The 26445-nt window shown below is 72.9% G+C and carries 23 protein-coding genes and 1 tRNA gene; 14 read left to right on the top strand and 10 right to left on the bottom strand.

Annotation, left to right across the window (positions count from 1 at the left end):
- Nucleotides 1-277: 277 nt before the first annotated feature.
- The 4 genes from ACJ9NR_RS14810 to ACJ9NR_RS14825 all read left to right on the top strand — a co-directional run bounded on the left by ACJ9NR_RS14810 (nt 278) and on the right by ACJ9NR_RS14825 (nt 5064).
- On the top strand, nt 278-1600 hold the full coding sequence (locus tag ACJ9NR_RS14810) for an ABC transporter substrate-binding protein (RefSeq protein ID WP_412488031.1): 1323 nt from the start codon (nt 278-280) through the stop codon (nt 1598-1600).
- A complete protein-coding gene (locus ACJ9NR_RS14815) occupies nt 1597-2625 on the top strand; it encodes a carbohydrate ABC transporter permease (protein ID WP_412488032.1) in 1029 nt (342 codons plus the stop codon). The genes ACJ9NR_RS14810 and ACJ9NR_RS14815 overlap by 4 nt, the downstream gene beginning before the upstream one ends.
- Nucleotides 2622-3512, top strand: a complete 891-nt coding sequence (locus ACJ9NR_RS14820; protein ID WP_412488033.1) for a carbohydrate ABC transporter permease — start codon at nt 2622-2624, stop codon at nt 3510-3512. The genes ACJ9NR_RS14815 and ACJ9NR_RS14820 overlap by 4 nt, the downstream gene beginning before the upstream one ends.
- 112 nt (nt 3513-3624) lie before the next feature.
- Nucleotides 3625-5064, top strand: a complete 1440-nt coding sequence (locus ACJ9NR_RS14825; RefSeq protein WP_412488034.1) for a GH1 family beta-glucosidase — start codon at nt 3625-3627, stop codon at nt 5062-5064.
- Nucleotides 5065-5251: 187 nt separating this feature from the next.
- Here the strand turns inward: ACJ9NR_RS14825 and ACJ9NR_RS14830 are convergent, their stop codons facing one another.
- The 3 genes from ACJ9NR_RS14830 to ACJ9NR_RS14840 all read right to left on the bottom strand — a co-directional run bounded on the left by ACJ9NR_RS14830 (nt 5252) and on the right by ACJ9NR_RS14840 (nt 8986).
- On the bottom strand, nt 5252-6712 hold the full coding sequence (locus tag ACJ9NR_RS14830) for a glycoside hydrolase family 18 protein (protein WP_412488035.1): 1461 nt from the start codon (nt 6710-6712) through the stop codon (nt 5252-5254).
- A gap of 161 nt (nt 6713-6873) precedes the next feature.
- Nucleotides 6874-8250 carry a sensor histidine kinase gene (locus tag ACJ9NR_RS14835; protein WP_412488036.1) on the bottom strand — a complete coding sequence of 459 codons (1377 nt, stop codon included), beginning with the start codon at nt 8248-8250 and terminating at the stop codon, nt 6874-6876.
- A 31-nt stretch (nt 8251-8281) separates the two neighbouring features.
- Nucleotides 8282-8986, bottom strand: coding sequence for a response regulator transcription factor (locus tag ACJ9NR_RS14840; protein WP_412488037.1), 705 nt, complete (start codon nt 8984-8986; stop codon nt 8282-8284).
- A 110-nt stretch (nt 8987-9096) separates the two neighbouring features.
- Between ACJ9NR_RS14840 and ACJ9NR_RS14845 the strand changes: the two genes are divergently transcribed.
- Entirely contained in the window at nt 9097-9621 is a 525-nt protein-coding gene (locus ACJ9NR_RS14845) for a hypothetical protein (RefSeq protein ID WP_412488038.1), read from the top strand.
- A gap of 133 nt (nt 9622-9754) precedes the next feature.
- Here ACJ9NR_RS14845 and ACJ9NR_RS14850 read toward each other — a convergent pair whose 3' ends face one another.
- Both ACJ9NR_RS14850 and ACJ9NR_RS14855 read right to left on the bottom strand, forming a co-directional pair.
- Nucleotides 9755-10624 (bottom strand): spermidine synthase, encoded by an 870-nt coding sequence (locus tag ACJ9NR_RS14850; protein ID WP_412488039.1) that lies wholly within the window; start codon nt 10622-10624, stop codon nt 9755-9757.
- Nucleotides 10625-10672: 48 nt separating this feature from the next.
- Entirely contained in the window at nt 10673-11110 is a 438-nt protein-coding gene (locus ACJ9NR_RS14855) for a hypothetical protein (RefSeq protein ID WP_412488832.1), read from the bottom strand.
- Nucleotides 11111-11399: 289 nt separating this feature from the next.
- On the opposite strand from ACJ9NR_RS14855, the gene ACJ9NR_RS14860 reads away from it, so the two are divergent.
- Complete coding sequence (locus ACJ9NR_RS14860; protein WP_412488040.1) at nt 11400-12869, top strand: NsdA family TPR-like regulatory protein; 1470 nt, start codon at nt 11400-11402, stop codon at nt 12867-12869.
- Between the two features lie 76 nt (nt 12870-12945).
- On the opposite strand, the gene ACJ9NR_RS14865 is transcribed toward ACJ9NR_RS14860, so the two are convergent.
- Nucleotides 12946-13542, bottom strand: a complete 597-nt coding sequence (locus ACJ9NR_RS14865; RefSeq protein WP_412488041.1) for a histidine phosphatase family protein — start codon at nt 13540-13542, stop codon at nt 12946-12948.
- A 213-nt stretch (nt 13543-13755) separates the two neighbouring features.
- Here ACJ9NR_RS14865 and ACJ9NR_RS14870 point away from each other — a divergent pair, with 213 nt between their 5' ends.
- The 7 genes from ACJ9NR_RS14870 to ACJ9NR_RS14900 all read left to right on the top strand — a co-directional run bounded on the left by ACJ9NR_RS14870 (nt 13756) and on the right by ACJ9NR_RS14900 (nt 20024).
- Complete coding sequence (locus ACJ9NR_RS14870) at nt 13756-14703, top strand: phosphatase PAP2 family protein (RefSeq protein WP_412488042.1); 948 nt, start codon at nt 13756-13758, stop codon at nt 14701-14703.
- Nucleotides 14654-15835 carry a hypothetical protein gene (locus ACJ9NR_RS14875; protein WP_412488043.1) on the top strand — a complete coding sequence of 394 codons (1182 nt, stop codon included), beginning with the start codon at nt 14654-14656 and terminating at the stop codon, nt 15833-15835. Before ACJ9NR_RS14870 ends, ACJ9NR_RS14875 begins: the two co-directional genes overlap by 50 nt.
- Nucleotides 15826-17415, top strand: coding sequence for a hypothetical protein (locus ACJ9NR_RS14880; protein ID WP_412488044.1), 1590 nt, complete (start codon nt 15826-15828; stop codon nt 17413-17415). The genes ACJ9NR_RS14875 and ACJ9NR_RS14880 overlap by 10 nt, the downstream gene beginning before the upstream one ends.
- Complete coding sequence (locus ACJ9NR_RS14885) at nt 17412-18749, top strand: AAA domain-containing protein (protein WP_412488045.1); 1338 nt, start codon at nt 17412-17414, stop codon at nt 18747-18749. The genes ACJ9NR_RS14880 and ACJ9NR_RS14885 overlap by 4 nt, the downstream gene beginning before the upstream one ends.
- A gap of 130 nt (nt 18750-18879) precedes the next feature.
- A complete protein-coding gene (locus ACJ9NR_RS14890) occupies nt 18880-19245 on the top strand; it encodes a DUF8844 domain-containing protein (RefSeq protein ID WP_412488046.1) in 366 nt (121 codons plus the stop codon).
- Between the two features lie 40 nt (nt 19246-19285).
- Nucleotides 19286-19960, top strand: coding sequence for a bifunctional DNA primase/polymerase (locus ACJ9NR_RS14895; RefSeq protein WP_412488833.1), 675 nt, complete (start codon nt 19286-19288; stop codon nt 19958-19960).
- Nucleotides 19951-20024: transfer RNA gene (locus ACJ9NR_RS14900), tRNA-Lys, on the top strand. Before ACJ9NR_RS14895 ends, ACJ9NR_RS14900 begins: the two co-directional genes overlap by 10 nt.
- A 129-nt stretch (nt 20025-20153) precedes the next feature.
- On the opposite strand, the gene ACJ9NR_RS14905 is transcribed toward ACJ9NR_RS14900, so the two are convergent.
- Nucleotides 20154-21431 (bottom strand): M6 family metalloprotease domain-containing protein, encoded by a 1278-nt coding sequence (locus tag ACJ9NR_RS14905; RefSeq protein WP_412488047.1) that lies wholly within the window; start codon nt 21429-21431, stop codon nt 20154-20156.
- 313 nt (nt 21432-21744) lie between these two features.
- Between ACJ9NR_RS14905 and ACJ9NR_RS14910 the strand changes: the two genes are divergently transcribed.
- Complete coding sequence (locus tag ACJ9NR_RS14910; protein WP_412488048.1) at nt 21745-23610, top strand: putative bifunctional diguanylate cyclase/phosphodiesterase; 1866 nt, start codon at nt 21745-21747, stop codon at nt 23608-23610.
- Between the two features lie 21 nt (nt 23611-23631).
- On the opposite strand, the gene ACJ9NR_RS14915 is transcribed toward ACJ9NR_RS14910, so the two are convergent.
- The 3 genes from ACJ9NR_RS14915 to ACJ9NR_RS14925 form a co-directional block, all read right to left on the bottom strand.
- Nucleotides 23632-24723 (bottom strand): LLM class flavin-dependent oxidoreductase, encoded by a 1092-nt coding sequence (locus ACJ9NR_RS14915; RefSeq protein WP_412488049.1) that lies wholly within the window; start codon nt 24721-24723, stop codon nt 23632-23634.
- Nucleotides 24724-24835: 112 nt separating this feature from the next.
- On the bottom strand, nt 24836-25567 hold the full coding sequence (locus tag ACJ9NR_RS14920; protein ID WP_412488050.1) for a maleate cis-trans isomerase family protein: 732 nt from the start codon (nt 25565-25567) through the stop codon (nt 24836-24838).
- On the bottom strand, nt 25564-26361 hold the full coding sequence (locus ACJ9NR_RS14925; protein WP_412488834.1) for a maleate cis-trans isomerase family protein: 798 nt from the start codon (nt 26359-26361) through the stop codon (nt 25564-25566). Before ACJ9NR_RS14925 ends, ACJ9NR_RS14920 begins: the two co-directional genes overlap by 4 nt.
- Nucleotides 26362-26445 lie beyond the last annotated feature (84 nt).

Raw genomic sequence — 26445 nt, forward strand, 5'->3', positions numbered from 1 at the left:
CCCTCGCCGGACGCCGGACGGACTGAAATCATTGACCGGCGGCGGAGTCGTCGCGTCCACTTAACAGCCCGATAACTGAACACATCTGGCCCTGCTCCCGCCCTTGACACCCCCGCCCGAACCGGCGAACCTTCAACACATCACCTGTGGGAGCGCTCCCACAGTACCTGACACATACACATCCCGCACGTTCCCCGCCCGAGCCGCAGCGAGTACGAACGGGCCCAACCAGTGCAGTTGGCCGGGGGGTCGGCACGTCAGGCAACAGGAGGACCCAATGCGCACGAGTACCCGCCGGTCCCACCGGGCGGTGGCCCTCGCGGCCGTCGCCGCGCTGGCCACGGGGCTACTGGCCGGCTGCGCCAGTGACAACAACTCGTCGGGCTCGGACAACGGCGGCGGAAACGCCAAGGGCAAGACCACGTTGACCGTCGGCACCTTCGGAGTCTTCGGCTACAAGCAGGCCGGCCTCTACGACGAGTACATGAAGCTGCACCCGAACATCAACATCAAGGAGAACGTCACCACCCGCACCGACGTCTACTGGCCGAAGGTGCTCACCCGGCTTCAGGCCGGTTCCGGCACCGACGACATCCAGGCGATCGAGGTCGGCAACATCACCGAGGCCGTCCAGACGCAGGCCGCCAAGTTCGTCGACCTCGGCAAGAGCGTCGACAAGTCCCAGTGGCTGGACTGGAAGAACGCCCAGGCCACCACCAAGGACGGCAAGCTGATCGGGCTCGGCACCGACGTCGGCCCGATGGCCATCTGCTACCGCAAGGACCTGTTCAAGAAGGCCGGCCTCGAGACGGACCGCAACAAGCTCGCCGCCATGTGGAAGGGCGACTGGGCGAAGTACGTCGACGTGGGCAAGGACTACATGAAGAAGGCGCCCAAGGGCACCAAGTTCGTGGACTCCGCCTCGTCCGTCTACAACGCGGCCCTGGGTGGTGCCGGCCAGCGTTACTACGACAAGGACGGCAACGTCATCTGGGACAAGTCCGACGGCGTGAAGAAGGCCTGGGACGTGGCGATGTCGGTGGCCACCAGCGACATGTCGGCCAAGCTGAAGCAGTTCGACAAGCCGTGGGACCAGGGCTTCGCCAACGGCACCTTCGCCACGGTGGCCTGCCCGGCCTGGATGATCGGCTACATCGAGCAGAAGTCCGGTGACTCCGGCAAGGGCAACTGGGACGTGGCGGCGGCCCCGACCGCGTCCAACTGGGGCGGCTCCTTCCTCGGCGTGCCGACGGCGGGCAAGCACCAGAAGGAGGCCATCGCCCTGGCCAAGTGGCTGACCGCGCCCGAGCAGCAGGCGAAGGTCTTCGCCAAGCAGGCCAGCTTCCCGTCGACCCCGTCGGCCTACCCGGACCTGAAGCCGGCCGCGGACACCACGGCGTACTTCTCGAACGCCCCGATCACCCAGATCTTCGCCGACTCGGCCAAGACCATCCCGGTCCAGTACTTCGGTATCAAGGACCAGCCGATCAACACGGCCATCACCGACGTCGGCATCCTCCAGGTCGAGCAGAAGGGCAAGACGCCCGACCAGGGCTGGAGCGCTGCGACCAAGGAAATCAAGGACGTGCTCGGCCAGTGACCAGCTCCAAGCAGGCTCTCGCGCACCCCGCGTCGAGCGCCGAGGCCGCGTCCGGCTCCCAGCCGGGCGCGGCCCGGGGCGCTCACGGTCGCGGTACACCGCCTCCGGACCACGGCTCCTGGCGAAGTCGGCTGTACCGCTGGGACATGAAGGCGTCGCCGTACGCGTTCATCTCCCCGTTCTTCATCATCTTCGGGGCGTTCTCCCTGATCCCGCTGCTGTACACGGCCTGGTACTCGCTGCACAACGTGCAGCTGTCCGACCTGAACCACCAGACCTGGGCGGGCCTGGACAACTACCGGAACCTGCTCAGCTCGGACTTCTTCTGGAACGCGCTGAAGAACACCTTCACCATCGGTGTGATCTCGACCGTCCCGCAGCTGATGGCGGCGATCGGCCTGGCGCATCTGCTCAACTACCGGCTGCGCGGCTCGACCGTGTGGCGGGTCGTGATGCTCACGCCGTACGCCACCTCGGTGGCGGCGGCGACCCTGGTCTTCACGCTGCTGTACTCCTGGGACGGCGGCATGATCAACTGGTTCCTGCACTTCGTGGGGATCGATCCGATCAACTGGCGCGAGTCCGACTGGGGTTCGCAGTTCGCCGTGTCCTCGATCGTGATCTGGCGGTGGACCGGGTACAACGCGCTGATCTACCTGGCGGCGATGCAGGCGATCCCGGCCGACCTCTACGAGTCCGCGGCGATCGACGGCGCCAACCGCTGGCAGCAGTTCCGGCATGTGACGATCCCGCAGCTGCGGCCGACGATCCTGTTCACCATCGTGGTGTCCACCATCGGCGCGACCCAGCTCTTCGGTGAGCCCCTGCTGTTCGGCGGGGTCAGCGGCTCCAAGGGCGGCTCGGAGCACCAGTACCAGACGCTCGGCCTGTACATGTACGACCAGGGCTGGATCATCGGCAACCTCGGCAAGGCGTCCGCGATCGCCTGGTCGATGTTCCTGATCCTGCTGATCGTCGCCGTGGTCAACATGCTGTTCACCCGACGCCTGAGGAAGTCCCTATGACCACCACCGAACTGACCTTGCCTCAGGTGCGCAAGAAGGGCCCGGCCCGCCGGGTGATGGGCGCGGGCAAGCAGATGCACGCCGGCCCGGTGACGTACATCGTCCTGACCGTCTTCGCGCTGGTCTCGCTGGCGCCCCTGGTGTGGACGGCGATCGCGGCCTCGCGCACCGACCGGCGGCTGGCCCAGACGCCGCCGCCGCTGTGGTTCGGCGGGAACCTGTTCAAGAACCTGCAGGCCGCCTGGGACCAGGCGGGCCTGGGCACCGCCATGGTCAACAGCGTGATCGTCGCGGGCACCATCACCATCAGCACGGTGGTGTTCTCCACACTCGCCGGGTTCGCCTTCGCCAAGCTGCGGTTCAAGTTCTCCGGGGCCCTGCTGCTGCTGACGATCGGCACCATGATGATCCCGCCGCAGCTGGCCGTCGTACCGCTGTACCTGTGGATGAGCGACCTCGGCTGGTCCAACCAGCTCCAGACGGTCATCCTGCCCACGCTGGTCACGGCCTTCGGCACGTTCTTCATGCGGCAGTACCTGGTGCAGGCGCTGCCGACCGAGCTGATCGAGGCGGCCCGGGTGGACGGGGCGAGCAGTCTGCGGGTGGTGTGGCACGTGGTCTTCCCGGCGGCGCGTCCGGCGATGGCCGTGCTCGGCCTGCTGACCTTCGTGTTCGCCTGGAACGACTTCCTGTGGCCGATCATCGCCCTCAACCAGCAGAACCCGACCGTGCAGGTCGCCCTGAATTCGCTGGGTACCGGCTACGTCCCCGACCAGGCCGTGATCATGGCGGGCGCGCTGCTGGGCACGCTGCCGCTGCTGGTCGCCTTCCTCCTGTTCGGCAAGCAGATCGTGGGCGGCATCATGCAGGGCGCGATCAAGGGCTGAGGGCCGGCCGCCCCGTTCTCACCGTACGCACCTCGGGGCCGGGTCACCGCCTCGGCCCCCTTCCCCCCTCCTCAACTCTTCGGTCTGAACGACCACTTATGGGAGCGCTTCCATGCTTGAGTCCGCACAACCTGCGAACCCGGTGACCTTTCCTCCCGCCTTCCTCTGGGGCGCCGCGACCTCCGCGTACCAGATCGAGGGTGCGGTGCGGGAGGACGGCCGTACGCCCTCGATCTGGGACACCTTCAGCCACACCCCGGGCAGGACCGTCGGCGGCGAGCACGGTGACATCGCTGTCGACCACTATCACCGCTACCGGGAAGACGTCGCGCTCATGGCCGAGCTGGGGCTGACCGGCTACCGCTTCTCGGTCTCCTGGCCCCGGGTGCAGCCGACCGGCCGGGGCCCGGCCGTGCAGCGGGGCCTGGACTTCTACCGGCGCCTGGTGGACGAGCTGCTCGCGCACGGCATCAAGCCGGCGATCACCCTCTACCACTGGGACCTGCCGCAGGAGCTGGAGGACGCGGGCGGCTGGCCGGAGCGGGACACGGCCTACCGGTTCGCCGAGTACGCGCAGATCGTCGGCGAGGCCCTCGGCGACCGGGTGGAGCAGTGGATCACGCTCAACGAGCCGTGGTGCAGCGCCTTCCTGGGCTACGCCTCCGGCGTGCACGCCCCGGGCCGCACCGACCCCGAGGCGTCGCTGCGCGCCGCCCACCACCTCAACCTGGCGCACGGGCTCGGGACTTCGGCGCTGCGTTCCGTGATGCCCGCGCGCAACTCGGTCGCCATCAGCCTCAACTCCTCGGTCGTCAGGCCCCTTTCCCCGCAGAACGCGGACGACCTGGCGGCCGTGCGGAAGATCGACGACCTGGCCAACGGCGTCTTCCACGGGCCCGTACTGCACGGCGCGTACCCGCAGTCGCTGTTCACGGCGACGGAGTCGATCACCGACTGGTCGTACGTCCTCGACGGCGACCTGGAGGCGATCCACCAGCCGCTGGACGCACTGGGCCTCAACTACTACACGCCGGCCCTGGTCTCGGCCGCGGACGGCCCGGTGACCGGCCCGCGCACCGACGGCCACGGCGCGAGCGAGCACTCCCCCTGGCCGGGCGCGGACGACGTCCTCTTCCACCAGACGCCGGGCGAGCGCACGGAGATGGGCTGGACGATCGACCCGACCGGCCTGCACGAGCTGATCATGCGCTACTCGCGCGAGGCCCCGGGCCTGCCCCTCTACATCACCGAGAACGGCGCCGCCTACGACGACAAGCCCGACCCCGACGGCCGCGTCCACGACCCGGAGCGCGTCGCCTATCTGCACGGCCACCTCTCGGCGGTGCGCCGCGCCATCACCGACGGGGCGGACGTCCGCGGCTACTACCTGTGGTCCCTGATGGACAACTTCGAGTGGGCCTACGGCTACGAGAAGCGGTTCGGCGCGGTGTACGTGGACTACGTGACGCTCACCCGTACGCCGAAGTCGAGCGCCCACTGGTACGGACAGGCCGCCCGTACGGGCACGCTGCCTCCTGTGACGACCGACTGAGGAGGCCCCCGGAGGGGGAGGCGGGAGCGGGGGACCAGGAGCGGGGGGCGGGGCGCGGCACCGGAGGCGGGTGCCGCGCCCCGTACTCATGTGAGGGCGCGGTCCTTCGGCCGGGGAGACACGGAGGTGCGCCCCGGCCGGGTGGGGGGAGAGCCGGCCGGGGCGCGTCAGCCCCCGTCGTGCGGGGTCAGTTGAAGGCGCCGAAGGCCTTCGAGAAGGCGAACCTGCCCTGGAGGATCGAGCTGCAGGTGGCGTCCGCGGTGGGCTTGGTGCCGCCGGCGCACTGCTTGTCGCGGGTGGCCGACCACATCGAGAGCCAGCCGAGGCCCTTGGACTTGGCGAAGTTCACCAGCTGGGTGGCGTCGCCGACCTTGAAGACCTCCGACGAGACGTCGTTGACCCCGAGCATCGGGGTGACCGCGACCGTCTTCCAGGCGTCGGCGTCGGACAGCCCGAGCACGCTCTTGACCTGGGCCTGGGTGGCGGTGGCCGCCTGCTCGGCGTAGGTGCCCATGTCGCCGCTGTAGGAGGCGCCGTAGTCCATCGCCATGATGTTGACGGCGGAGGTCTTCACGCCGTTGGACTTGGCGTCGGACAGCAGGTTCACGCCGTCCTGGGTGAGGCCCTCGGGCATGACCGGGAGGGTGAAGGAGACGTCCAGGCCCGGGTGCTGCCGCTGGAGCTCGGCGATGGCCTTGGCCCGGTTGGTGTTCGCCGTGGTGTTGGGCAGCGCGCCGCCCTCGATGTCGAAGTCGACCTTGGTCAGCTTGAACTGGTCCACGGCCTTGCCGTACGCCGCCGCCAGCGCGTCCACCGAGGAGCACGTCGTCGCCAGTTCCGAACCGGACGCGCCGCCGAAGGAGACGCGGACGTCGCCGCCCTTGGCGCGCAGCGCGCCGATCTGCGAGGCGACACCGTCGCTGCCGAGGTCGGTGACACCGCCCCACTTGGGCGTGCAGCCGCCGCCGTCGGTGATGAAGGCCAGGTTGTAGTTCTTCACGCCGGTCGCCTCGGCACTGGCGAGCAGGTCGAAGGCCGGGTAGAGCGAGGTGTCGACGTAGGGCGCGAAACCCGCGCTCGCCCTGGTGCCGGTGCCGGTGCTCTGTGACGGCGTGGCCGTGGGGGTGGGCGTCGAGGTGGGTGTCGCCGTCCGGGTCGGCGTGGGCGTGGCGGTCGGCGTGGCGGACCCGGTCGGCCGGCCGCTCGGCTCGGGCGTGGCGCCGTCGTCGGCGGAGCACTTGGCGCCGTCGATGACACAACTCCTCGGGTCCGCGGTCCCGTTGACGACGAAACCGACCGTGACGGACTTGCCGGGCGCGAGGCCGTCGGTGTCCCACTTGGCCGGCGTCACGGTGACGTGCTGTCCGCTCACGCTCGACTCGGCGTTCCAGAGCGAGCTCAGCCTCGCGCCGGAGGGCAGGTCGAACTCCAGCTTCCAGTTCTTCTCCGCGGTGGTGGTGTTGTTGGTGACGACGTACTGCGCGGTGTAGCCCGTCGACCAGTCACTGGTCTTGGTGTACGCGGCGCCCACGCCGGCCGCCTGCGCGGTGCCCGTCAGCACGAGGGCGCCGCCGCCCACGGCGGCCGCGGCGACCACAGCGCCTATCGCCTTGCTTCTGCCGCTGACCTTGCGCCGATGCGTGCTCATCGCGTGCCTGCCTTCGCTGTTACGGGTGGGGGTGCGGCAGCACGCTAGCGATCCGGAATCGGGCAAACCGCTTGATCCGGGCGGGCGTTGAGGATCTTAGGGTGCGCTTAAGGAAGGGATCGGAGACGGTTAAAGGTCGAGACCAATCCGGCTACGCCGGGTCACCTGGCGAACGCCTTCCGCCGCCTGCGCACCGACCTGTGGCCCCGTCCGCCGGGTATGCGCGCCCGCCCGTCCAGCTGGATCCAGATGCGCACCTCGGTCCCGCCCAGCACCGACGAACCGAGCCGTATGTCACCGCCGGTCGACTCCGCGAGCCGGCGCACGATGTCCAGCCCGAGGCCCGTCGAGCCGTCGCTGCCCGACCCGCGCCCACGTGCCATCGCCGCCTCGGGGTCGGGGATGCCCGGGCCCGCGTCCGAGACGAGCACGATCACCGCGTCCTCGCCGTTGTGCAGGTCGACCGCGAAGGCCGTGCCCTCGGCGGTGTGCCGGAAGACGTTGCCGAGCAGGGCGTCCAGCGCGGCCGCGAGGTCCGCCCGGGCCACGGGTATGCGCACCGGCCGGTCGGCACCGGCCACCCGCCACTTGCGGCCCTCGTCCTCCGCGAGCGCCGACCAGAACGCCATCCGCTCGCGGACCACCTCGGCCGCGTCGCATCCGGCGCCGGGCCCGGCCGCCGCGGTCTGCGGCTTGGCGTCCCGGGCGGTGCGGATGATGGTGTCGACCTCGCGCTCCAGCTGGGCGACGGCGGCCCGGGTCTGGTCGGCGGCGGGCCCGTCACCGAGCGAGGCGGCGTTGAGCCGCAGCACGGTCAGCGGGGTACGCAGGCGGTGCGACAGGTCTGCCGCCAACTCCCGCTCGTTCGCCAGCAGTTGCACGACCTGGTCGGCCATGGCGTTGAACGCGACGGCGGCCAGCCGCAGCTCGTTCGGCCCCTCCTCCGGCACCCGTGCCCCCAGCTTCCCCTCCCCCAGCTCGTGCGCGCCCTCGACCAGCCGCTGCGCGGGCTGCACCATGCGTACGCCGAGGCGGTCGGCGACGGCGACCGAGCCGACGATCAGCGCGACGCCGACCCCGGCGAGCACCGCCCACGCCGTGCCGACGCCGTTGCTCACCTCGGACTCGGGGACGTAGACCTCGACGACGGCGATCGCGCCGGAGCTCAGCGCGACCGGCTGCAGCAGTGTGGAGCCGCCGGAGACCTCGGTGGTGGAGGCCCGGCCCAGCCTGCGCACGGTGGCGATGTCCTTGCCGGCGGCGCGCCGCCGGCCGATGTCGACGGCCGGCTGGCCGGCGGCCTCGGGTATGTGCACGGCCATCCCGGAGTCCGAGCCCGCGGAGGCCACGACCCGCTCCAGCTGGTCGCGCTCGGTGGTGATGGACAGCGCCGGGGCGATCGCGGCCGCCTCCCGCTCGGCGTTGGAGAACGCGCGGTCCCGGGCCATCTCCTTGATCACGAGCCCGAGCGGCACCGCGAAGGCGACCACGACCATGGCGGTGACCGCCAGACAGACCTTGACCAGTGCCCATCTCATCGCGGCGGCTCCCCACCGGGTGGTTCCAGTCTCATCGCGGCGGCTCCCCACCGGGTGGTTCCAGCTTCACGCCGACGCCGCGCAGCGTGTGCAGATAGCGCGGCCGGGCCGCCGTCTCGCCCAGCTTCCGCCGCAGCCAGGACAGATGGACGTCGATGGTCTGGTCGTCGCCGTACGACTGCTGCCACACCTCGGCGAGCAGTTCCTTGCGCGGCACCACGACGCCCGGGCGGCCGGCCAGGAAGGCGAGCAGGTCGAACTCGCGGCGGGTGAGGTCGAGCCGGACGCCGTCCAGCTCGGCCTGGCGGCGCTGCGGGTCGACGGTGAGGCCGCCCACGCGCAGGACGGCGGACGGCGGGACGTCCGCCGGGGCGGAGCGGGCCCGGCGCAGGACCGCGGCCATCCGCGCGGACAGGTGCTCGACGGAGAAGGGCTTGGTCAGGTAGTCGTCCGCGCCCGCGTTCAGCAGCCGGACGATCTCCGTCTCGTCGTCCCGCGCGGTGGCGATGATCACCGGCACGTCGGTGATGCCGCGCAGCATCTTCAGCGCCTCGGACCCGTCCAGATCGGGCAGTCCGAGGTCCAGGATGACGACGTCGAAAGCGAAATGGGCGACCTCGCGCAGCGCCTCCAGCGCCGTCCCGACACTGCGCACCGTGTGCGCGGCGTCGGTCAGGTGCCGGATCAGCGCCGAGCGCACGAACTGGTCGTCCTCGACCACGAGCACACTTGCCATGCGCCGCACCGTACGCCATGCGGAGGAACGGGGTCTGGACCTGTGGACAACTCCGCTCTTGTGGACGGGGGCAGGACACCGGTGGGGCGCGTGGGGCAGTATGGCCCGCGATGCGCAGAGGACTCGTACACGTACTGGCCTGGTCGCTCGCCACGGGCGCGGCGGTCACGCTGTCGTGGTGGGGCGTCCACACGGTGATGGCGGGCACGGCGTACGACCCGCCGCGCGCCCTGCCGATCACGGCTGCCGACGCGACCACCCAGGAGTCGAAGCCCCTGGTGTCGGCGACGAGTCGGCCCGCTCCGTCCCCGTCGCCTTCACCGTCGAAGAAGGCGCCGGCGAGGCCGTCCGCGACCCCCGCGCCGCCGACGCGGCCGACAACACCGGACCCGACCCCCACGCCCACCGCGTCCGGCCAGGTCAAGGCCTACGACACGGACGGCGGGCGCGCGGTGTTCTCGCTCGGCGCGGCGGACGCGACGCTGGTGTCGGCGACCCCGGGCGCGGGCTGGTCGATGCAGGTGTGGAAGACGGAGTCGTGGATCCGGGTGGAGTTCAGCTCGGGGACGGACCGGGTGTCGGTGTTCTGCACGTGGCACGACGGCCCGCCGCACGTCGAGATCGGCAACTACTGAGCGCCGCGCCGCCGCGACCGGAGGAACGGCCCCGTACCCGCGCGGCGCGAGCGGGACGGCGGCCGGGGCCGCGACGAGGGCGCTGGGCTGCGGGGCGGGCGGGAATGGTCGGACAGTCCCTCTCAGACAGGTCCTAGCGGAACGCCGAGGGCGGCGGTGCCGGTGAGGCGGTCGCCGAACGGTCCGTCACCGCGGCCGCGCCACCGGTGAAGTCCAGCAGCGCGCGGCCGTGTTCGACCCGGCCCGGGTGCGGGTCGGAGGCGGCGCGCCGGGTCAGTTCGGCGACCGGCAGGGGCGCGTCGGAGGCGACGAGGACCGCGTTGCCGAAGCGCTTGCCGCGCAGCACGGCCGGGTCGACGATCAGCGCGAGGTCGGCGAAACGCGCGGCCGTGGTGGCGATCTGACCGCGCAGGTGCGCGAGCGGCGGCCCGTCGGTGAGGTTGGCGGCGTAGCAGCCGCCCGGTTTCAGCACCCTGCGGATCTCGTCGAGGAACTCGGTGGAGGTGAGGTGGGCGGGCGTCCGGGCCCCGCTGAAGACGTCGGCGACGACCAGGTCGGCCCAGCCGTCGAGCATCCTGGCGAGCCCGTCGCGGGCGTCCACGGCACGCACCCGGATCCGGGCGCCGGTGTCCAGCGGCAGCTCGCGGCGGACCAGCCGGACCAGTGCCGCGTCCCGCTCGACGACCTGCTGGGTGGCGCGGGGCCGGGTGGCGGCGACATAACGGGCGAGGGTGAAGGCGCCTCCGCCGAGGTGGACGGCGTGCACGGGCTTCCCGGCCGGCGCGGCGAGATCGACGACGTGCCCGAGCCTGCGCTGGTACTCGAAGGACAGGTGGGTGGGGTCGTCCAGATCGACGTGGGACTGCGGCGCCCCGTCGATGAGCAGCGTCCAGGCCCGCGCCCGGTCCGGGTCCGGCAGCAGTTCGGCGAGCCCGCCGTCGACGTTCTCGACGACGGCTGCCGCGCCGCCCCGCGGGCGCCCGGGGTTCCTGGACCTTCCCATCGCGTCATTATCAGGGGCCTTCGGCGCTCATACCCGCGCGGGGTGCGGTCAGCGGCAGCTGTCCGCGGCCTCGATGATCCGGGCCGCCTCGCCCAGCGCGGCGCGCAGCACGGCCGGGTCCGTCGCCAGGTCGGCCTCGCCGGGCGGCAGCAGCCAGTCCGAGCCCTCCACCGGCGGCTCGGGGTCCAGGCGCAGACCGCGGCCGTCGGTCTCGGTACAGGTGCTGCCCGGCAGGTCCCAGGCGGCGGCCGTGCCGGGCGGCACCAGGAAGCCCAGGGTGCGACCGCCGTCGTCGTGCAGTACGGGACCGACCGCGTCGCCCGCACCGCGCCGCAGGATGTCGACCGCCTCCAGGCCCTGCCGCGACGGCACGGTGACCAGGTCGCACGGGCTGTCCGCACCGGGCGGGGCGCCGCACCGCACGCCCTGGGCGTGCCCCGCGGTCGCCGACGGCACACGAGGAACGACGCTCTGGCTGGTCTCCATCCCGGCCTCCACCACGGAACCCCTCCTTGAACGAAGCGGGTCGGGAGTTCGGGCGGCTCCCGGTCCGCAGGGTTCAACGCGGCGCCGCGTCAACGGCTACGGCGGAAGTCAGCCACAAAGGATGGCACTTCATGGCAGATCCGGTATGAGATATCCGGTTTGTAGCCAAACCCTGCGTGGCGGGACCGGCACAGCCGGTACGTTCGTGGCCGCCGGGAGCGGGGCAGCCGCACGGACAACTCACCCCGCCCCCGGCATGGTTCGACGGTTCGCACGAGAGGACCCGGCCATGACGTCGTCGAAGGTGACCTCGTCTCAGCCCACGCCCGCACGGCCACCGCGGCCGAACCTCGTCTTCCGGGAGCTGCGCGGACAGCGCTCACCGGCCGAGTTCGCCGCGGCGGTACGACGAGCCGCGCGCGAGATCGGGGAGCGGGTCAGCTGCGACGCGCGCTACGTCGGCCGGGTCGAGGCGGGCGAGATCCGTTGCCCCAACTACGCCTACGAACGGGTGTTCCTGCACATGTTCCCCGGCCGGACCCTCACCGACCTGGGCTTCGCGCCGCGCGCGTCCGTCCGCGGACGCCGGGCGCGGGTCCCCGGTGAGACGCACGGGTGCCGTGAGCCGTATGGGACGCAGAACCGCGAGGAAGCGCAGGACCCGGAGAACCAGCACAACCAGCAGGACCCGTACAACCCGCAGGACCCGTACAACCCGTACAACGAGAACCACGAGGAGAGCGACGTGCTACGTCGCGCATTCATGACCGGCGGCGGCGCCACGGTGGCCGCCGCCTCGATGGGCCGGATGGGGCTCGCCCCCGACACGGCGGCAGCGGGACACCCCGTCCGCCGCCCCGGGACGAGCGACGTGTACGCGGTCGAGGAGGCCGTCCGCAGGATCAGGCTGCTCGACGACCGGCACGGCGCGGACGGGCTCTACCGGCGCGCGTCGACGCCGTTGCGCGCCGCCTACGCGCTGCTGGACGCCGGCGCGACCCGGCAGGCGACCGCCGACCGGCTGCACTCGGGCGCCGGCGAACTCGCCATCTCCGTCGGCTGGCTGGCGCACGACTCGGGCCGCTTCGAGGACGCCCGCTCGCACTACGCGGAGGCGCTGGCGACCGCCCGGGTGACCGGCGACGACGGCCTGGAGGCGCACGCCTTCTGCAACACGGCCTTCCTCGCGCGCGACGCCGGGCGTCCGCGCGAGGCGGTGCGGGCCGCGCAGGCCGCGCAGCGCGCCGGGCGCTCGCTCGGCTCGCCCCGGCTGATGTCGCTGCTCGCGCTGCGCGAGGCGGGCGGCTGGGCGGGGCTCGCCGACCGCACCGGCTGCGAACAGGCGCTCGTCCGCGCGCAGACCCTCTACGACCGGGGCCGCTCGGACGCCGACCCCGAGTGGATGAGCTTCTACGGGGAGGCCGAACTGGAGGGCCTGGAGGCGCAGTGCTGGTCGACGCTCGGCGACTGGCCGCGCGCCGCCCGCCACGCGCGTCGTGCGGCGCGGCTCCAGGACCCGCACTTCACCCGCAACATCGCCCTCTACACGGCGGAACTGGCCGACGACCTCGCGCGCGGCGGCCGCCCGGACGAGGCGGCCGCGGCGGGGATGCGGGTGCTGGACCTGCTGGACCAGGTCCAGTCGTCCCGGATCCAGACCATGCTGGCGGGCACGGCCCGGGTGCTGCTGCCGCACCGGCGGGCATCGGGGGTCTCGGGCTTCCTGGAGCGGCACGCCTCGCTGCCGCGCACGGCGTGAGCCCTACCGGGCGGCGTGCCCGGGGGCCGGTCGCGGACGTGACGCCCGCGGTACGGCACCGCCCGGACCACGGGCCCTACCCCGCGAGGTGCCCCAGGTCGTTCCAGCTCTCGATCGCCGGCTCCCCGTACGCCCACCCCAGCACCGACAGGGACGCCGGGTGCAGCCGTATCCGCGCCGCGAAGCCGACCGGCAGGCCCAGCCACCGCGCTCCGAGGGACCGCAGTATGTGCCCGTGGGCGAAGACCAGCACGTCCCGGTCGGCCGACCGGGCCCAGGCCACCACCTCGTCGGCCCGGGCGGTCACCTCGGCGGGCGACTCGCCCCCGGGGACGCCGTCCCGCCAGATCAGCCAGCCCGGCCGCACGGCGTGGATGTCGTCCGGCGTCATGCCCTCGTACGCGCCGTAGTCCCACTCCATGAGCGTGTCCCAGGCGGCGGCCCGCTCGCCGAACCCGGCCAGCTCGCACGTCGCACGCGCGCGGGCCAGCGGGCTGGTGCGCACCTCGACGTCCGGGAGCCCGTCGAGAGGCGCCTGGTGCAGCCGCTCGCCGAGCAGCTTGGCGCCGCGCCGGCCCTCCTCCAGCAGCGGCACGTCGGTCCGCCCGGTGTGTTTCCCGGACAGGGACCACTCGGTCTGTCCGTGCCGGACCAGCAGGATGCGCGGTGCCATGAGGGGGAGGGACCTTCCGTGACGGACGACAGGCGGAGCCCCTTCATCATCGCCCACCCCGGACCGCGGCCTGCCTGGGGCAACCCATCGGGCGATCTCTGCGTCTTTGAGGGCCGGGGCGCCCGCACGAGGCGCGCACGTACGCCGTAAAGTGGCACGGCCCGTCCGGCCGGGCGGGTGCCGCGCGAGAATAATGAAGGGGGAGGCGATCGGATGCCGAGGACCGAGACGACACCGGGCATCGAGGCAGCAGCCCCGCGGACCCGCCTGCGCTGGTGGTCCGAGCTGCCGCTGATCTTTCTGGTGTACGGGTGTTACTCGGCAGCCCGGCTCCTTGTCCGCGGCGACACCGCCGGCGCCGTGGACCACGGCGTGGCGATCCTGCGCGTCGAGCAGTTCCTGCACCTCAACGCCGAGCACCCGCTCAACCGCCTCTTCACGCGCGAGACCTGGCTCGGTGTCCCGGCCGACTTCTGGTACGCGTCGCTGCACTACCTGGTCACCCCGGCCATCCTGGTCTGGCTGTTCAGATCGCGCGCCGTGCACTACCGCGCCGCCCGCACCTGGCTGATGACGTCGACCTTCATCGGCCTGATCGGCTTCGCCCTGGTGCCGACCTGCCCGCCGCGGCTGCTCACGGCGGGCCACGGGTTCGTGGACACGATGGCCCAGTACAGCTCGTACGGCTGGTGGGGCGGCGCGGCCAGCGCACCCAAGGGGTTCGGGGGCATGACGAACCAGTACGCGGCCATGCCGAGCCTGCACGTGGGGTGGGCCCTGTGGTGCGGTGTCATGCTGTGGCGCCACGGCGGGACGCGTGCGACCAAGGTCGCCGGCGTCGCCTATCCGCTGCTGACCACGATCGTGGTCATGGGCACCGCGAACCACTATCTCCTCGACGCGGTCGCGGGTGTGGCCGTGATGGGGCTCGGGCTGTTCCTGACGCCGCGCGTGACGCGGGGCGCGGACCGGCTGTGGGCGCGGCTGCCGTTCGCCGCGGCGGCCTCAGGCGGCACAGGCTCCTCGATTGTCAGTGGCGGATGCCAGACTTCCGCGGGTGAGCGATTTCCACGGCAGCGCGAGTCCCGGGCCGGATCCGGAGCCGAGCCGAGTGCCTCCCCCGCGGACGCGGGGGACGGCGCTGCGGCAGCGGCTCGCTGAACTGCGCGGTCCCGGAGTACCGGCCAAGGCACTGGACGCCCGCGCTCTCGCGGCGCTGGCCGCGAACCCGGGCTGCAGACGGCGCGCGATCCTGGACGGCGCCGGGGTGGACAAGGCGGCGGTGGCGAGCAGGCTCGGCTCCCCGTCGGTGTTCGGGCAGTCGCAGTTCGCGTTCACGCGGGGCAACGCGTTCGAGGCGAAGGTCAAGGCGGACGGCGGCGCGGAGCTGCTGCGGCTGGTGCACGAGAAGCTGGACCCGCGCGCCCGGCCGCCCGCCGGGGCGCGGGTGCCCGACCTCGCGGCCACCGGGCCCGAGGGCCGCGCGGCGCGTACGGAGCTGGCGCTGCGTGAGGCGACCGCGGCCGCGGGCACCTGGACCCTGCTGGACCATCCGATGCTCGCGCTGGAGGTGGCCGGCTCCCCCGCGTTCCTGGAGCCGGACGCGGTGGTGGTGCACCCGGACGGCGGCTGGACGGTCGTCGAGATCAAGTCCTTCCCCATGCTGGACGGTTCCGCGGACCCCTCGAAGGTGGGTGCGGCGGCGCGCCAGGCGGCGGTCTACGTGCTGGCCCTCGAGGAGGTGGCCGGGCGTCTCGGCGCGGGGCCGCAGGGGCACGCCCCGGCGGCCGGGGTGCGGCACCGGATCCTCCTCGTCTGCCCCAGGGACTTCTCCAACCTGCCCACCGCGTCGGCCGTCGACGTGCGCAAGCAGCGCGCCGTCACCGAGCGGCAGCTGGCCCGGCTCACCCGTGTCGAGGACATCGCCGACTCGCTGCCCGAGGGCACCTGCTTCTCCCCCGAGTCGCCCGCCGAACAGCTGACGGACGCCGTCGAGTCGGTGCCTGCGACGTACGCGCCCGACTGCCTGTCCGCCTGCGAGCTGGCCTTCCACTGCCGCGACCGCGCACGCGCGGAAGGTGCCGTGACCTCGCTGGGCCGTCCGGTCCGCGCCGAGCTGGGCGGCCTGACGAGGGTCGATGAGGTCCTGTCGGCGGCGAGCGGCGCGAGCGGCGACCCGGACGACCCGGCGGTGGCGGCGCTGCGCAGGGCGGCGCGGCTGCGCGCGGAGGCCCTGTCGGCCGCCCGGCACACGGCGGCCGTCACCGGCGAGGAGGCCGCCCCGTGTCGCTGATCGCCACCCTCGCCCGCCTGGAGGCCGTCCGCACCGGCCGCGCCCGGCCCGCCGCCACCGTCCGGCACCGGCACCTGTCCGGGCGGCCCCTGGTCTTCGTGCCGCTGACCACCGCCGGCGAGGCCGGCGCCCCGCTCGGCGCGCTGGTGGGCACCGACCGGCGGGCGCCGCGGCTGCTGGCCGTGCCGCAGCCGCGCGACCGCGACCTCCGGTTCGCGTTCCTGGCCGAACTGGCCGACGTGGTCCTGCCGTACCTGGAGGACTACACCGCGCAGGTGGAGGCCGCGGAGCGCACCGACACCGACCCGGAGACCGGCAAGCGGGTCAAGGTCGAGGTCGAACTGTGCGCGGACGCCCCGCAGTTGATCGTGCCGAGCCGTGCGGGCATCGACTTCGTACGGCTCCTCGGCCGCTCCATGCGCTTTCGGCGTACGGCGGAGCAGGACCCGGAGACCCCCTATCCGGCGCCCCCGCGGGTGCCGCTGCTCGGCCGCTGGCTGACGCACTTCGGGGAGCGTGCCCGCGTGCCCGGCTCCTCGCTGCTGCTGGCGGCGACGGACGTCCTGGCCCGGCACTGGGCGACCGGGCAGTCCAGCCTGGAGGACCAGCACCTCGGCGCGCTGCTCGCCTGGATCGACCCGCCCGAGGGCACCTCCGGCGCGGCGGCGGCCCTCGCGGCCGAGCTCGCCCGGGACGCGCACGGCCAGCTGCGGTGCCCGCCCGCCGGACCGGCCACCGACCCGGCCTTCGACAACAGGCTCCTCGCCCCCGCCATCGAGCGCTACGACCGCGCGCGTACCGCCCTCGGCGCCGCCGCGGACGGTCTGGAGGCGGACGACCGGCTGGGCGAACTGACCGCCGCCGAACGGGAGATCCGCGAGCTGGTGCTGAGCCGCACCCTGCCCACCTGGGAGAAGGTCTGGCGCGGTCTGGACCTGCTGCGCGCGCTGCCCGTCGGCGCGCATGTCGAGGAGCGGTGGACGCGCGACCGCTGGTCGTTCACCGGCCACCGCGACCGGGTGGCCGCGGGCGAGCCCCCGCAGCCGCGCCGGGACGACGCGGTCACCGCCGCGAACAAGCTGGCCTCGCGCGAGCGGGAGCAGGCCCGCCTGGAGGCGCAGGAGGCGCTCGACGACCCGCTGGTGATGGCGGCGCGGCGGCTGTCCGGGGAGGCCTTCACCGCGGAGGTCACCGACGTCGTGATGGCCTACAGCGAGGGGAAGCAGCCCCGCCCGCGCCCGCTGGTCACCGTGCGGACGGAGGACCGCCCGTATCTGGGTGAGCGGGCCAGGGTGTACCGCTCGCTGGGCGGCAGGCCGCAGGCGGCGGAGTTCGTCGGCCAGGAGGCGGACGGCCTGCTCGTGCTGCGCGTCGTCGACAGGATGGGCCGCGGCAAGGTGCCCGAGCCCGGCTCGGTGCCGGAGAAGGGCGACCTGCTCTGCTTCACGACCTTCGAGCACGACCAGCGGGGCGGCCCGAAGCTGCCCGACCCGGAGCGGACGCCGTGGACGCACGGCGGGCCGCCGGGTGAGGCGGTGCACGAGAGCGCCGATCCGGTGACCGCGGAGGACGTCCTGTGACCACCGTTCCCGACCCCGGCGCGGCGGCCGCCGAGGCCACCGACGCGATCCTGCGCGACACCCTGCACGGCACCCACCGCGGCGTGGTCGTCGACTCCCCGCCGGGCGCCGGCAAGTCCACGCTGGTCGTCCGGGCGGCGCTCGAACTGGCCGGCGCGGGCCGCCCGTTGATGATCGTCGCGCAGACGAACGCGCAGGTGGACGACCTGGTGCTGCGGCTCGCGGAGAAGAGCCCGGGGCTGCCGGTCGGCCGTCTGCACAGCAGCGACGCCGACCCGTACGACAAGGCGCTCGACGACCTGCCGCAGGTCCGCACGTCGGCGAAGGCGGCGGAGCTGACGGGTCTGCCGGTCGTCGTCTCCACGGCCGCGAAGTGGGCGCACGTGAAGGTGGACGAGCCCTGGCGGCACGCGATCGTCGACGAGGCGTACCAGATGCGCTCGGACGCGCTGCTCACCGTGGCCGGACTGTTCGAGCGGGCGCTGTTCGTGGGCGACCCGGGGCAGCTCGACCCCTTCTCGATCGTGGGCGGCGAGCAGTGGGCGGGGCTGTCGTACGACCCCTCGGCGTCCGCCGTGACCACCCTGCTGGCCCACAACCCCGACCTGCCGCAGCACCGCCTTCCGGTGTCCTGGCGGCTGCCGGCCTCCGCGGCCCCCCTGGTCTCGGATGCCTTCTACCCGTACACGCCCTTCCGCAGCGGCACCGGCCACGGCGACCGCTCCCTCTCCTTCGCCGTCCCCTCCGACGGCTCCGGCCCCGACCGGGTGATCGACGAGGCCGCCGATTCCGGCTGGGGGCTGCTGGAGCTGCCCGCGCGGCACACCCCGCGGACGGACCCGGAGGCGGTGGACGCGGTGGCGGCGGTCGTACGCAGACTGCTGGAGCGGGGCGGTACGGCGACGTCGGAGCGCGCTCCCGGGGAGCCCGTGCCGCTGTCCCCCGACCGCGTCGCCGTCGGCACCGCCCACCGCGACCAGGCGGCGGCGGTCCGCGCGGCGCTGGCGGCGGCGGGCGTCACGGAGGTCACGGTCGACACCGCCAACCGCCTGCAGGGCCGCGAGTACGACGTCACGGTCGTCCTGCACCCGCTCTCCGGCCGGCCGGACGCCACCGCCTTCCATCTGGAGACGGGCCGCCTGTGCGTCCTGGCCTCCCGCCACCGGCATGCGTGCATCGTGGTCTGCCGGGCGGGAGTGAGCGACCTGCTGGACGACTACCCGTCGACGGAGCCGGTCCAGCTGGGCACGCTCGTGAAGTTCCCGGACGGCTGGGAGGCGAACCACGCGGTGCTCGCGCGGCTGCGGGAACATCGCGTCGGCTCGCGGCCTTGAGTGTGGGGGCGCCGGGGAGCGCACCCCGCGGTCCGGGCCCTCCGGCCCCCTTGCGCGGTCGCGGGACAATGGACGGTGGCCCGCTGTCCGGTGGGCCGCGCGCGACGCATGAGTACGAGGAGGACCAGACATGGCGGAGCCCACGCCGCGTCGGAACGAACCGCGGCTACGCCCCGCGCCCCTGCTCTTCGAGCCCGCGGAAGCGGCCTCCGACCCGGAGCACTTCTTCGATCTGGAGTCGATCGACGATCCGCGGACGCTGCTGACCCGTGCGACGGAGCTGACACAGGCGTTCCGCGCCGCGGCCGACCGCGCGGTGGAGTTCCAGGCGATCGCGGCCGCGCAGCTGGCGGACCCGCGGCGGTTCGACCGGCTGACGGCGGCGGACATCGCGGAGCGCGCCGAGTGGACCGAGGCCTACGCCGAGAAGATGGTGGAGTACGGCCGCGGCCTGCTGAGCGGGGCCGAGGGGACCACGTCCGCGGACCCGGTGTGAACACGCGCCGTTTCGCTCCGGCATATGCCAGGCGGGCAAGATACCCCTTTCCCCCGCCGCCTGTCCCGAATTCCGGCAACTCCCCGGAGCGGTACGTTCACACCGGGTAGATGTATGTGCCATGAGCAGCCCACGGAACGAGCCGTTCGCCGACCGCTTCGACGTCTGCGAGGTCACCGCGGACGGAGCCGCCTGGCTCGCCTCGGCAGGAACGTATCCGCGCTCCACGCTCGCCCTGTGGAAGGAGCGCCCCGAGGCCCCGGTCGTCCTGCCCTGCGGTTCCGTCTTCGACGTCGTCAGCGTGCCGGCGGTCTTCGGTCGCCGGATGGCCGACCGGCTGTGGGACGAGGGCCCGGGCTCGGGCCCGGTGGCGGCCTTCCGGGGCCGGATGCTGCTGTTCGCCGCGCCCGGTACCGCACAGCGGCTGCCCTCGCTGCTGCGCTGGGAGGAGTTCGGCCGTACGGCCGAGATCCCGCCGCTGCTGTGCCACGGCAACGGCGACGCGGTGACCGTCCCGGCCCTGCTCCCACCCGCCCCGCCGGCCCCGTCCGGCTCTCGCTGGCTCGTCGCCCCGGACACCCGTCACCCCTGGCTGCCGGGCCCCGAGATCCTGCTCTGGGCGGCCGTCCGGGCGGCGCGTGCCGCCGTGCGCATATCGATTTTTCCCCCGGCCGATCAGGATGCTAAGGTCTACGACGTCAGCAGGCGCCGCTAGCTCAGTTGGTTAGAGCAGCTGACTCTTAATCAGCGGGTCCGGGGTTCGAGTCCCTGGCGGCGCACGATGGCGAAGGCGAGGCGAGTTCGCGGGGAACGCGAACCGGCCTCGCCTTCGTCGTTTCCGCGCGGTGCGGTCGCGGGCCCGCGCGAGTGCGGGCGTCGCGGTTCGCCGCGGCCTCGGGTCGCCGTGGTCAGCCGGCTGTGATCTTCACCTTCCAGGCTCCCGACGCCGTGCGGCTCTCGACCTTCACCCGGATCTTCTCGCCCGGCACGGTGAAGGTCTCGCCGAGGCCGACCGGGGCGTCCGCGAGGGGCGGGTAGACGGAGTTCTCCCAGCAGGCCTCGGTGTGCGGGTGGGCGTCGAGGACCTGGATGGGGCCGGCCCCGGACTGGGCGGCGCCGCGCACGCGGTAGACGAGGACGCCCGACCTGCAGGCCGCGGTGTCGTTGCCGACCCGGTCGCGCGCCTCGAGGGCGATCACGCTGTCGGGGCCGGTGCGCACCACCGCGAGCTTCACGCCCTCGCCGAGACCGAAGGCCGGCGGCCCCGCCGCGCCCGTCACCGCAACACCCGGACCGGTGCCCAGCGGCCCCAGCGTCAGGCGCGTCACGCCCGCCTCCCGCACGCACACCACCTGGCGCGGATCCAGCCATCCCAGCTTCCACTTGTGCCAGCCGAACAGGTCGGGAGCCAGCCCGAACTGGCTGCCCATCAGGTCCCAGTCGCCGACGTAGGTGTCCCAGTCGCCCTTGCCGTCGTCCGGCCGGTGGTAGAGGTCCGGCAGGTCGAAGACGTGCCCGGTCTCGTGCGCGAGCACGAGCCGGTCCGGCGGGTGCTTCTCGAAGACCGTGACGACACGGCGCAGGTCCGTGCCGTCGGCCCGCAGCGGGGTGTCCAGGTTGACGACCTTCGTCGCGTCCGAGTCCACGCCGGGCGCGTCCGGGTCGGCGACGAAGTAGACGATGTCGTAGCGCGAGAAGTCGACCCGCGGGTCGGCGACCGCGAGCGCGTCGTGCAGGTACGCGGCACGGCCCTCGGGGCTCCAGTCGCGCCGTATGGCGTACGCGGTCGACGGCCGCGGCATCCGGATCCAGTGCTTCATCGGATGCGCGCGGAGGGTGAACCTGCCGTAGGAGGCCCGCCGGAAGAAGCGGCTGGTGGCCGGGAAGTGGTCGGCGGCCAGCTGGGCGGGGGTGGTCCGCGGGGCCGCGTCCGGGAACGACAGGAAGACCATCACGGCGTCGAGCGCCCGCCTCGGCCGCGGATAGGCGGCGTTCCAGGTGTCGAGGCCCTCCGAGTGATGGGCCGAGGTGCGCCGGAGCGCGCACGGCACCGCCGAGAACGGTTCGGCCACCGATGGTCCGGTCACCAGCGAGGTCGCGGCGACGGCGGACAGCGTGCTGAACACGGCGGCGGTGCTGCGCAGTCGGGAACCCCTGCATGCCTTGAGGGGAAACGGACGCGGCACAGGGACCTCCGGATGCGATTCACGGGACTCCGCACCCAGCCTGTGTTGATTTGTATTACTACGCCCTGTTTGTCTGCCCCAGACGAGTGAGGCGCCCCGGGAACCGCCCGGGCCGACACCCCCGAAACGCTCACGGAACGTCACAAGCGATCGAGGGGTCCCAGAAGCCGTCCACCCGCGGGCAGAAACGATCTGTCAGAAGGGCCGGTCCATCCGGGACACTGGGCAGTAGCTGGAAGGCCCCCGGGTCTGCCTCTATGATCGGCACACTTTCCTGCACGGACAGAGATCGAGTGCACTGCGGGAGCGAGCGGTGAGCGGAACGTCCGAAGGGCCGGCGCCCGCGGCTGACCTCGACCGGGTCGCCGTCACAGAGAGTGATGCCTGTGCGTCTCCTCGTACCGAGCCGCTGACGACTCGTACGGAGCCGCCGGCGTACCACTCGGTCTTCACGGCTGCGCCGCTGGCGATGGCGGTGGTCGACCGCGAGGGCCTGGTGGTGAGCGCGAACCAGGGGTTCGGCGAACTGCTGGACACTCCCCCGGACGCACTGGCCGGCCGGTTCGCCGCCGATCTGGTGGACCTGGCGTCCGACGCGCGCACCTGGCACTCGTACCGCGAGGTGCTGCGCGGGCGCGAGGCGCGGCTGCGCTGCACGCGCCGGCTGAAGCGCGCCGACGGCCGGTCGGTCTGGGTGGAGGTCACCGTCTCACCGCTGGCCGCGCGGGAGGAGGGCGTGCTGATGTCCGTCGCCGACATCAGCGCCCACCGTGAACTGCAGGGCCGGCTGCGGCACTTGCAGATGCACGACCCGGTGACCCGGCTGCCCAACCGCACGCTCTTCTTCGAGCGGCTGACGGCCGCGCTGGAGGCGGAGTCGTACGAGGAGAGCGGCACCGGGCGGATCGGTCTGTGCTATCTCGACCTGGACGGCTTCAAGGCCGTCAACGACACGCTCGGGCACCGCGTCGGCGACCGGCTGCTGGCCGCCGTGGCGGAGCGCCTGACCCGGTGCGCCGACGAGGCGGGACGCACCAGAGCGAGCGCTCCGCTGGTGGCGAGACTCGGCGGCGACGAGTTCGCGCTGCTGGTGGAGGACTCGACCGGCACGGACCAGCTCGCCGATCTGGCCGAGTCCGTACTGGAGGCGATCCAGGCGCCGTTCGACCTCTCGGGCCGGCGGCTGTCGGTGTCGGCGTCGATCGGTGTCGTGGAGCGGCACGCCTCGGGCACGACGGCCACCGCTCTGATGCAGGCGGCCGACACCACGCTGTACTGGGCGAAGGCGGACGGGAAGTCGCGCTGGACGCTCTTCGACCCCGAGCGCAACGCCCATCGCATGACCCGGCAGGCGCTCGCCTCCACGCTCCGGCCAGCCATCGAACGCGGCGAGTTCGTGCTGGAGTACCAGCCGCTGGTGGGGATGGAGGACGGCAGGCTGCGCGGCGTCGAGGCGCTGGTCCGGTGGAACCATCCGCAGTTCGGCCTGCTGACGCCGAATCGGTTCATCGGACTGGCGGAGGAGGACGGTTCGATCGTGCCGCTGGGCCGCTGGGTGCTCGCCACGGCCTGCCGGCAGGCGCGGCGCTGGCAGTTGGACCACCCGGACCAGCAACCGCTCTTCGTGAGCGTCAATGTGGCGGTGCGTCAGGTCTGGGACTCGGACCTGGTCGCGGACGTGGCGGAGATCCTGGCCGAGACGGACCTCGCCCCCCACCTGCTCCAGCTGGAGCTCACGGAGTCCGCGGTGATGGGCTCGGCGGGACGCCCGCTGCAGGTCCTGCAGGCGCTCAGCGACATGGGTGTCGGCATCGCCATCGACGACTTCGGCACCGGCTACTCGAACCTGGCCTACCTCAGCCGGCTGCCGGTGTCGGTCCTGAAGCTGGACGGCTCCTTCGTCCGCGGCTTCCAGTACGAGGGCGACAAGGAAGGGGCCGTGCCGCCCAACCCGGCCGACGAGGTCGTGGTCGAGGCGATGATCCAGCTCGCCCACCGCCTCGGCCTCACGGTCACCGCCGAATGCGTCGAGACCTCGGCGCAGGCCACCCGCCTGCGCCGGATCGGCTGCGACACCGGCCAGGGCTGGCTCTACTCCCGGCCGGTCCCGCCGGATCGTATCTCCGACCTGCGCGCCCCGCTCCCCGGCGCGGCGGAACGGGTGGCCGGCAACTCGTGAGCGGGGCGCGCCCCGTTCCGCTCAGTCCGCCGGCAGCCCGTAGGCGTCCGCGATCAGTTCGTAGGAGCGCAGGCGTACCTCGCCGCTGTGGGCGTTGGACGTGATCATCAACTCGTCCGCGCCGGTGCGCTTCTGCAGGTCGTCCAGGCCGGCGCGGACCTCGTCGGGGGTGCCGTGGACGACGTTGGCGTTCCAGGAGGAGATGAAGTCCGCTTCCGCGGGGGTGAACTCGTGGGACTCCGCCTCTTCCGGGGTGGGCACGAGGCCGGGCCGGCCGGTGCGGAGGCGGACCATGTTCAGGGCGGCGGCGAGCACCTGGCGGCGGGCCTCCCGCTCCTCGTCCGCGGCCAGGGCCGCCACGCCGATCAGGGCGTAGGGGGCGTCCAGCACCCCGCTCGGGCGGAACGACTCGCGGTACAGGTCCAGCGCCGGCACGGTGTTCCGCGCCGAGAAGTGGTGCGCGAAGGCGAAGGGCAGGCCCAGGACGCCCGCCAGGCGGGCGCTGAAGCCCGAGGAGCCGAGCAGCCAGACCGGCGGGCGGTGCGGGGACTGGACGCCGCCGGGGGACGTCGCCTGGACCGGACCGGGCACCGCGTGGATACGGCGGTAGGGGTGGCCGTCGGGGAAGTCGTCGTCCAGGAAGCGGGTGAGCTCGGCGAGTTGCTGGGGGAAGTCGTCGGCGCCCTCGTTGAGGTGGTCGGTGCGGCGCAGGGCGGCCGCCGTGGCGCCGTCGGTGCCCGGCGCGCGGCCCAGCCCGAGGTCGATCCGCCCGGGCGCCATGGCCTCCAGCGTGCCGAACTGCTCGGCTATGACGAGCGGCGCGTGGTTGGGGAGCATCACGCCGCCCGAGCCGAGGCGGATGCGGTCCGTGCGGGCGGCGAGGTGGGCCAGGATCACGGCGGGCGAGGAGGAGGCCACCCCCGGCATGGAGTGGTGCTCGGCGACCCAGTACCGGTGGAAGCCGCGGGACTCGGCGAGACGGGACAGGGCGACGCTGGTGCGCAGCGCGTCGGTGGCGGTGTGGCCCGCGCCGACGGTCACCAGGTCCAGTACGGAGAGGGGTACGGGCGCGGTGCCCCGCGCGCTGCCCCGGATCTCGTCGTCTGCCGTCACGGTGGGTGCCTCCTGTCGTCGGCCGTGCGCTGTCCTGCGCGGCCAACAGGAGGCACTCTCCGTTTATTCCCCGGCCCGGGTGTGCGCTGCCCGGCCGGGCACCGGGATCCCGTCAGGCCTGCACCAGCGGCTCCCGGGTGAACAGCGCCCCCAGCCCCGGCGCGTTCACCCGCCGGTCCGCGAGCCGCAGCGCCTCCCAGACCGTGACCTGGTTGGCCGTGAGCACGGGCTTGCCCAGCTCCTTCTCCAGGGCCGGGATGTGGGCCGCCGTGTGCAGGGCCGTGTCGGGCAGCAGCAGCACCTGGGCGTCGGGCCGGTCGGCCTCCCGCGCCAGCGCGAACACCTCCGCCTCGCCCCAGGTGCCGACCTCCGCCGCCGTGATGATCCCGGAACCGCGCACCGAGGTCACCTCCACGCCGCCCGCCCGCAGGAAGTCCGCGAACAGCCCGGCCACGTCCTCGGGGTAGGTCGCGCCGACCGCCACCCGCCGCGCGTGCAGCTCCCGCACCGCGTGCACGAAGGCGAAGGAGGTCGAGGAGGCCGGCATCCCGGCCGCCAGGGCCAGGGAGCGGACCTGCTCGTGGGCGCCCTCCCAGCCGTGGACGAAGCTGCCGCTGGTGCACGCCCACACCACCGAGTCCGCGCCCGACATCCGCAGTTCCTCGACACCGGCCGCGAGACGGTCGGCCGAGCCCATCTCCAGCAGGGCGTCCACCCGGTGCGCGTCGGTGCCGATGTCGGTGTGGACGACGTCGAGGCGGATGTCGCTGCCCAGCAGCTGCTCGATGCGCGGGTAGTCGTCCTCGGCGGAGTGCCCCGGGTAGAGGAATCCGAGTGCGGTCATGACCTGCCTTCCTGCTGCTGTTCACCGTCCGGGAGTTCCGGCAGCACGGGACCGGAGCGCGCCGCCGGGTCGATCAGCGCCTGATAGGGCCCCACCGCTCGGGTACCCATCCGGGCGAGCGCAGCCCACATCGTCACCTGGTTGGCCGAGATCACCGGCATCCGCAGTTCCGCCTCCAGCTGGGGGATGGCGTCGTACGTCGGAAGGTTGGTGCAGCTGATGAAGAGCACGTCGGCGCCGCGCCGCGCGGCCTTGTGCGCCATGCCGACCACGTCGCGGTACGGCACCTTCCAGATGTGCCGGGTCAGCCCCATGTACACGCACCCGGTGACCTTCACGCCCGCCTCGGCGACGTACGCCTTCAGCGCGCGGGTCACCGACACGGTGTACGGCGTCACCAGCGCCACCCGCCGCGCGCCGAGCGCCACCAGGGCCTCCAGGAGCGCGCCGGAGGTGGTGACGGAGGGGACCGCGCCGGCGCGCGTCATCGCCGCGCACATCGCCAGCTCACCGGCGACCCCGCCGACGAAACTGCCGGAGGTGCAGGCGTACGCGACGACCTCCGGCGCGACGGCGTTCAGGGTGCACACCGCGTCGTCCAGCGTCTGGTGCTCGCTGACCAGGCGGGCGAGGTCGAGGCTGACCTCGACCGGCACGTACGGGGTCCGGGTGAGATGCAGCGACACCTCGTCGGGCACCCATCGCCACAGCTCGCGATCGAGTGCGAAGTCGAAGGGGGCGACCACTCCCACGCCGCGTTGCGGCTGGGGTCCACCGAGGAAGGAGACGTCCATAGCGGGCACCGCCCTGACCGTATGAAAGGGGTGGCAACGGACCGTGCACAACGACCGTGTTGACGAAGGTAGGTTCGGGTGCGA

This window comes from Streptomyces sediminimaris (assembly GCF_047049295.1).
Lineage (GTDB): Bacteria > Actinomycetota > Actinomycetes > Streptomycetales > Streptomycetaceae > Streptomyces > Streptomyces sediminimaris.